This is a genomic window from Lutimonas sp., assembly GCF_051011215.1.
GTDB lineage: Bacteria > Bacteroidota > Bacteroidia > Flavobacteriales > Flavobacteriaceae > Lutimonas.
Window position 1 is genome coordinate 1 of record NZ_JBPCUJ010000127.1, and the last position, 7770, is coordinate 7770.

The following is a 7770-nucleotide window of genomic DNA, read 5'->3' on the forward strand; positions in this document are numbered from 1 at the left end:
TTATCATTCTATGGTCTCGATATGAGCACCATTCTAAAACATATTTGAATTAGGTTAATTATTAGTAATTTTCATAACCATTGTTAAATCCACTTAAAAAAATAAGATTAATGAAAGAAGCATCATATTACAAACGGTGAACTATCAAATAGATTTTAGATGAAATAAAGATGATGAATTTTCTGAAGCAGAATAGTGAAGAAAAGCAAGTTGTTTTTATTAATTATTATAGTGCTAACCTAAATTTAATATGTGGTACCGAAACAAAATCAACATTAGGGTTCAGCGATGGATTTATAATAAACTGAACTCCTGGAGTTACCCAAAGATTAGGTGTCAAAAGAATTTTCCAATAAGGTTCGATTCCATATTGGGTTCTCATATCCGGAATCGGTAGGATATCTTCTATGGGCTTCATAACCATTAGTCCTAATGAAATTTCACCGGGTAAATCAAATGGCTTGGTATAAGACAATCCTAAGGTTCCTGTATGTTCTGCAAAAGTAACTGAAATACCACCTCCTTCAGCAGTATTGTAGGTATAACTAGCATATGCAACCCATTTATTAACTTGTTTTGAGCCTAAAATTTTAAATCCCCAACCGGCCTCATTTGGCAAAAGTTCTGGAGATCTGGTGCTTCTTTTATCGGCATAAAATATATCTAAGTGGAGATGATCAAATTCACCTCCCTCTCTTTTCCAGTTTTTTCCTATTTCAATGCCATAAAAATATTCTCCTCTTCCAAAAGTACTCCAATCAAATCCTCTTACATTGGGATCACCATTCATATCATTTAATGTACCTACAATATATAATTCTGAATCTTGAATTAACCACCATTTAAAGGCAACACCTAATCCATATGTTGGATAAGGGATAGATTCATGAAACGCAAAAGGACTTGAAGTAAAAGATGTTCGAGCATCTTTAAATCTAAATGAATTATATATAGTTGTTGGAATTTGATTTCCAATTCTAAACATAAATCGGTTATTTTTCAACCATTGTTCCCAATAAAAATCCTCTATAGAAAAGTACCATTCAGTCCATTCAAAATTGGACCAAATTGCACCAATATCACCAGCACCGTATTGAGCAGGTACTGCATTATTGCCAACAGACACTCGTTCATGCCCGGTAAAAACTAAACTACCTTCAAAATCTTTTCCTTTATTAATTGCTGTCCATTTTGCATTGAACCCCCACCAATGCCCAAGAGCATTATCATTTGTTGACTGAGGAGCAAGTTCTGATGCAGATTGAAACAACATTTGATAACTAACTCCAATTTTCAAACCGATTTTATCATACAAATCATCTTTAAAATCAAAATAAGATTGAGGAACTCCATAAGGAATCAGAGACCCATTTTGTGGAAAAGTTAGATCTAAATCTTCCTCAATATCCATTATACCGATAATGGGCTGACCCTCATCTATATAGCTTGAAACAAATGTGCTGTCTACTTGGCCTAAAACTTCAAATGGAAATACTAATATACTCAGATACAATAATATAATAACACTTGCTAAATTGAGTTTCAGAACAATTTCTTTTTGTAGCATACGATACTTAAATTTCTATTGATACTTTTCTATTTGTCAATCATCAGTTGCCGTCTTCTTTTTTGGATTTAAGAGTCTAAAACAATATGCTATTAAAGATTCCGACACTAAAATGGTAATCACAACAACGAAAAAGGCTAAGATTCCATGGATTTCAACATGCTCTTTAAAGATAATGTCAATGGCTCCCAGTATAACAAATTTTGACCAAAAAAGAACTTGTTGACTCGCAATCAAACGTACAGCTTTTCGATATTTCCAGGTTTGAGCATTTATAAAATTAGCTAGTTTAAACTCTATTAACACAAAACTTCTAAGCATAAGTTGTAATAATATAGCGGCAAATACAGAGATAGTAAAAGAATCGATTTCCACCTTATCCCAATATTCTACAAATAGATTTAATACTACTAAATCAACTAAAATAGCAGTTAAGTATCTAGCAAATAATCGTTGACCATATGAGATTAACCTAGGTTCTGGTTTATTTATTTCTAACATATTTAAGAACTTAAATTAGATTGCATTGATTTGTTTCTCCCATTCGGTTGGCGACGCTCCACGAACTGATACAAACGGTACTCTCCAGCGACTTGGTGTTTTAGAGAGTCTTCCAAGTGGAGCCAAACGATGGATTTCTCCATAAGGAGTTTGTCCTTTGATCGTTTGCGGAGGTGTCATCCGATGATCCGGATGATTGCCATCAAAATCAGTAGTAGGAAGTAAGCCAAGACTTGAATACCACATGACCGCTCTAGTCAGACTTATTTTAACGTGATAAATTCCTCCTTCTTTTGCCCTTCTTCTCAAAGCAGCCATAACACCTGATGCTCCTATATACCCTGCTAAAAAGTCATTGATAATCGCTGTAGGTGGATATTTTGGATTAACACCATCACCTTCTGTCATGGTAATTCCTGATACAGAACATCCTTCCATGTCAAATCCACCATAGTCTCCCCATGGACCTCCATGACCATAGCAATTCGCAGACAGATAAATGATTCCCGGTCTTTTTTCTGCCACTTGTTCTGGTCCCAAACCATACTTGTCAAGACTTCTCATATTCTGTACAATGACATCGGTTTCTGGAAGTAAATGATTAATAGCTTGTTGACCGTCCGGATCTTTAATATTGGCAAATGTTGATCGCATACCCACGTTGACATCAGTTACAAAAAACTCGTGTTCAAAAGCCTGAGGTCTCGCCACATGTAATACTTCAGAACCGTATTGAGCCAGGGTTCTGGCAGCCGTGGTTCCTGCAATTACATGGGTCATGGATAGGGTTTTGATTCCTGATAAGGGTTGTTCCCCACCCTTACTAAATGGTATGGGTGCGCTGTCGCCAATTTTTTCAATTTCAATTAATGGAACAGACGATAGATATTGACCCTGGGGGTGATTTGCCCATTCTTCAGTGGTTCTGTGTATTGAAAAAATGGCACCATTTTTAAAACATGCTTCTTCCAAATCCAGGGCATTCCATTTGGCAATTGCCTTGGCAATAGCTTTTTCATTTGGTGGAGCACCAATAATATTGAGAAAGTTTTTTAAGTGGTGATCATACAAACCCGTAGCGGTTACCTTTCTTCCATCCTTGGATTCAAATATTTTAAAAGAAACAGGATTTCCGATAAAAAAAGGTCCTTGCATCATTTGTCCGTTCACTGTAGGAATAAATTGAACATTTTCAACCAAAGGGTCGTCAGGTTTCATGATGCCACTGGCAACTGCTCCTTTAACCCAAAATTTGTAAAAAGGATTGATATTCATAACAGCCTCTCGCAGATCTACGCTTACATTTTGTCCTTCACCCGTTCGGTCTTTCCAAATAGCAGCGGCACCAATTCCGCAGGCCATAGCAGGAACTGCCATACAGGCCCCAAGACGAATATGACTGTGTAATATAGGATCCTTACCGGTAAACACAACTTCACCACCGCAATCTTCTGCACTCAGCCCAATGTCTTCAAGATATTGATCGAGATGCTGATTGATATCGAATTCCTGATTTTCGTGATTCGTATTAGAAGTTTTAAGAGATTGCTTTTCTTTAACTGGTATCCATTCGGTCTGACCTACGACTTTATTTTGAACAAAATCGATAAACTGATCCTTATTATATCCCAAATCTTCTAAAATTTCCTGGGCATCTGAACCGATTCTGCTGGCTGGTGATGGTCTATTATAAGGTTTCCCGTCGAATACAAACCAGGTAGGGGCAAAACACTCATTGATCCAACCGTCCTTTTCATGTCTTTCAAAATAAACGGTTGGTGTTGGTGAATCCCTATGTCTGTCTGCCAATTCTTTACACGTTTGTACGGGAGTCGCCATAATTCCTTTTCTCTTAAGATGTACCAATGAATTTTCGACCGTAAAAGAGGATATTTCCATACTAATATCATGATCAGCTTCTGCAAATATCCAGCCATCTGAGACCTCATAGACTCGTTCTCCCTCATTCATACCTGTGGCATAGGCACCACGGGCACTTTTGGGTTCATCTTCATATTGTAGGAGCAATTGGGTGAGAGATGCTGCTGTGGCCAAAGAAGTTTCTGCCCAATCGCCGATACCATCTTTTCGCCTTTCTCTGCCAACCAAGGCAGTTACACCTGCCCAGGCTCCGAGATATCCACATAAATAATCAACGCAAGAAGCCACGCCGTGATAAGTAGGACAACCTTTGGGTCCAAATCTGTCTGTTAAACCGGTGGTACCCTGTAGTGCCGGATCATAACCGGGGTAGTTATGCCTTGGTCCATGCCGTTCTCCGGAATGGGCTGCCAATTGAACACCAATGACACTTTTATTGATTTTATCTAAAGATTTTCGATCCAGACCCAATCTTTCAAATTGCGGATCCAATTTATTTGCGATGATAAAGTCGGCCTTGGCAATTAATTGATTCAGAATTTTTCTTCCATCATCAGTTTTAATGTCGAGTATTATGGCCTTTTTCCCAACACCTGATTCTCCTGCCCAAGTGGTCATAATGGTTGGCGAATGGAAGGGATTCATAGGATCAATTTTATAGATGGTGGCCCCGAGTTCGGAAAACATTCTTCCGCAATTCGGGCCTGCTACAACATTGGTAAAATCCAGCCCAACATAGCCCTTTAAAGGTCTATAGGAAGTTTCACTTCCGTTTATGGGAGGTAAACCTGCCTGCCTCGAAGGGATTTCATTAACAGGTTTGCAGGCTTCTAAATCGGGATAGGGTTGAGCACTTGTCACCCATGATGCCCTTCCCAATTGTGTTTTATCAAGCCCATTTACATTAGCAAAAATTCGCGCTTTTTTCGCCTTCGGGTCATTTTTCCATTCGTTCCAGGTCATCACTTTAACACAGGGGATACCCGCATTACAGAGTTCTTCTTCCCATTCATCAGCAGTTTTTTTCAAAAATGCTTCTTCTAAAAGACCTGCCAGTTTTGAACTTAAGGTGAAATTGAGGGCCATAGAATCCGCTGCATTTTTCCCCATGGCATCGATGTTGTCCGGATCGTATGGAGAAACGTCAACCATTCCGGCTTCAAGCATCTCATCCCAAACGCCTAAGGTCTTGCAAATACGCTGGGTATTCCTTCGATTTGGAGCAGCCAGGGGTAAAGCCAGGCGATTGTCTGAAGTATAATAGGGGGCGGCCAAAGGAATCAGTCGTTGTTCCAACCACAATTGTTTGGCTGGATCTTCACTGGCCTCTTTAATTATCTTTTTAAATTCTTCAGGGGTCATCCCTTCAGGAATGCCTCCTATTTCAGTTGGTGCCAAATGTGGGGGAATTCCCTCAGATGTCAATGCCAGGGCTCCAATAGCAGAAACGCCACCTGCGATTCTAGAAGCAACGATTTCGCGACCCAGTCCACATCGTTCTCTGTCAACCAGGGCGGCACCGGTGGCCACAGCTGCATTTACACCGGTATATACCGAACACAACGGGAGGGGCGTATAAATAACCGGTCTTCCGAGAATTTTACTGGTGGTTCCCATGTCCGTATAAAAACCTACCAGAGCATTCAATAAATCTTCACTGCAGTCAGCAGGTAAGTAGCCATAAATTTCATCACCGGGAACAGCGGCAGTAATCCTAACCACAATCTGTGATTCGGTTCTGTCAACTTTCGTATCACCATCAACAATAATAATGTCTGCAGGTGAAGTATCATTAAGTTTTTCAGAAAGTATAGAATATTTGTTTCTATCAAAATATTGATCTACACCAATGGGTTCATGAATGTCCTTTCTTTTAATATACACTTCTGCGCCCTGGTCTGCAAACAAAAGCCCAGTAAGGCGTCCTGCAACAGTGTTGCTCAATTCGTAAACTATAATTCCATGGTATGGTAAATTTTTCATTGTATTGAAGGTTAAGTGTTGATATATTCTTTATTCCGCTCCCAGAACGGCTGGCATTTCTTGTTGAAATGGGTTTCTATTGAATTGTTGCTCCCCTACAGGAACGGTTCCTGGTAAGATTTCAAATCGTATCTCAAAATGAATCATCATTGATTTCAGTTGATCAATAATAGATTTATCACCTGAAGTCTTGGCAGTTCCATCAGCTATCATCTCCTCCATAGATTTCACACCCATCATGACCAAGTCCAAATCCGAACGATTTATTGTAATTTCCAAATCTGGGTCTTCAGCCTGATATCCTTGAATATTTGACAAAGTAGAGTTGCTCAATTCAATTAAATATTTTTCGCCATTATCAGGTGTAATCAAATTAATTTCAAATGCCTTTCCAACGGCCCTTTCACTAACTAATCGAATCCCAAGAAAATCGAGCCATAGGCCAGTTTCCATAGCTTTTATCAAATCTGGCCCATCAACCTTCGGAGACGCTCCGCTTGGAATTCCATTTCTCAATTCAAACGCGCCTGCAAGAAAAGCATTTCTCAAACTAGAGCTTTCCTGCTGGTATCCCATCTGCTCATAGCAATCGGCTAATAAATCTTTTGCTTCTTGATTGTTTGGATCACCATAAGTCAATTTATTAAGGAGCTCAATCGCATATAAATATTTACCCTCATTGAATAGTTCCTTAGACTTAGTTATGATCTTAGTGGACCCACCCATCATTTCGACAAAAAGTGGCGAGGACTCATAGGGAGATAACGGAATAAGATTGGCAGGGTTTCCATCCCAATGCCCTAAATATCGGTTGACAACCCCTCTGCTGTTGTTTTCAGGAGACCCATGATAAGATCTGGCTTGCCAGCTATCTTGTAGACTTTGTGGTACTTTGTATTCATTGTGAATCTCATTGATTGTTACACCTTGATTTACTAAATGCAATACCCCATTGTTCAAATGCGCGTAAGCATCTCTTTGATCTTTCATAACTTCTTGTATCCTTTCATTGCCCCATCTGGGCCAAGAGTGTGAAGCAAACATGACCTCTGCTTCTTGTCCAAATAGATAAAGTGCCTCATTGATATTTTTAGACCAATTAAGTGCATCTCTTACCATCGCACCCCTAAGTGTATAAATATTGTGAATGGTAGCAACAATATTTTCAGCAGCCCAAAATGCCTTCATATCAGGAAAATAGGTGTTCATTTCTGATGGAGCTTCAGTATCTGGGGTCAGCTGAAATACCATTTTAATACCATCGATTGTGAGATTCTGAATTCTATCTTCAATGATCAGGTTAGGAGCAATTAAACCCAAATCTCCAGCAGCTGTGTTTTTTCCGATGGCTTGATCTACGTGACCAAAAGGATCAGCAGGCAACAATACTCCATACTGAAGAAACATTCTCCTTGTCATCGCATTACCAGCATAAATGTTTTCAGATACAGCATGTTGCATGAAACCATCAGGGGCAATGATTTTCACTTTGCCTGATTTTACATCCTCCTCAGCTGTAACTCCTCTGACACCACCCCAGTGATCACCATGAGAATGAGAATATACCACTGCCACAACTGGTCGAGCACCTAATTTTTTATTAATTAATTCCAAAGCAGCTCGTGCGGTCTCTTTAGCAGTGAGAGGGTCAAAGACAATCCATCCATTGTCACTCCTTACAAAGGTTATATTGGCCAAGTCATATCCTCTAACCTGATATATGCCATCTATTACTTCGTACAGCCCATAATTCATATTTAGCGTGGCCTGTCTTTGTAAAGAGGGATGGATGCTTTGATAGTCCTTATCTTCTAACAAGAATTCATATTTTCCCATAC

4 protein-coding genes are annotated in these 7770 nt (G+C 39.3%); all 4 read right to left on the reverse strand.

Annotated elements, in window-relative coordinates:
* Positions 1–226 precede the first annotated feature (226 nt).
* Positions 227–1567 (reverse strand): carbohydrate porin, encoded by a 1341-nt coding sequence (locus ACR2MV_RS12315; RefSeq protein ID WP_434022221.1) that lies wholly within the window; start codon positions 1565–1567, stop codon positions 227–229.
* 36 nt (positions 1568–1603) lie between these two features.
* Complete coding sequence (locus ACR2MV_RS12320; RefSeq protein WP_434022222.1) at positions 1604–2068, reverse strand: hypothetical protein; 465 nt, start codon at positions 2066–2068, stop codon at positions 1604–1606.
* A 15-nt stretch (positions 2069–2083) separates the two neighbouring features.
* Positions 2084–5932: a CoA transferase gene (locus tag ACR2MV_RS12325; RefSeq protein ID WP_434022223.1), complete on the reverse strand. Its 3849-nt coding sequence runs from the start codon at positions 5930–5932 to the stop codon at positions 2084–2086.
* A gap of 30 nt (positions 5933–5962) precedes the next feature.
* Positions 5963–7770: alkyl/aryl-sulfatase (locus tag ACR2MV_RS12330; protein ID WP_434022224.1), on the reverse strand; the 1808-nt coding region annotated here is incomplete at its 5' end.

What these genes read in the sequence shown, in the direction of transcription:
- ACR2MV_RS12315 (WP_434022221.1), bottom strand. Translation starts at nt 1,567, where the DNA reads ATGCTACAAAAAGAAATTGTTCTGAAACTCAATTTAGCAAGTGTTATT.
- ACR2MV_RS12320 (WP_434022222.1), bottom strand. Translation starts at nt 2,068, where the DNA reads ATGTTAGAAATAAATAAACCAGAACCTAGGTTAATCTCATATGGTCAA.
- ACR2MV_RS12325 (WP_434022223.1), bottom strand. Translation starts at nt 5,932, where the DNA reads ATGAAAAATTTACCATACCATGGAATTATAGTTTACGAATTGAGCAAC.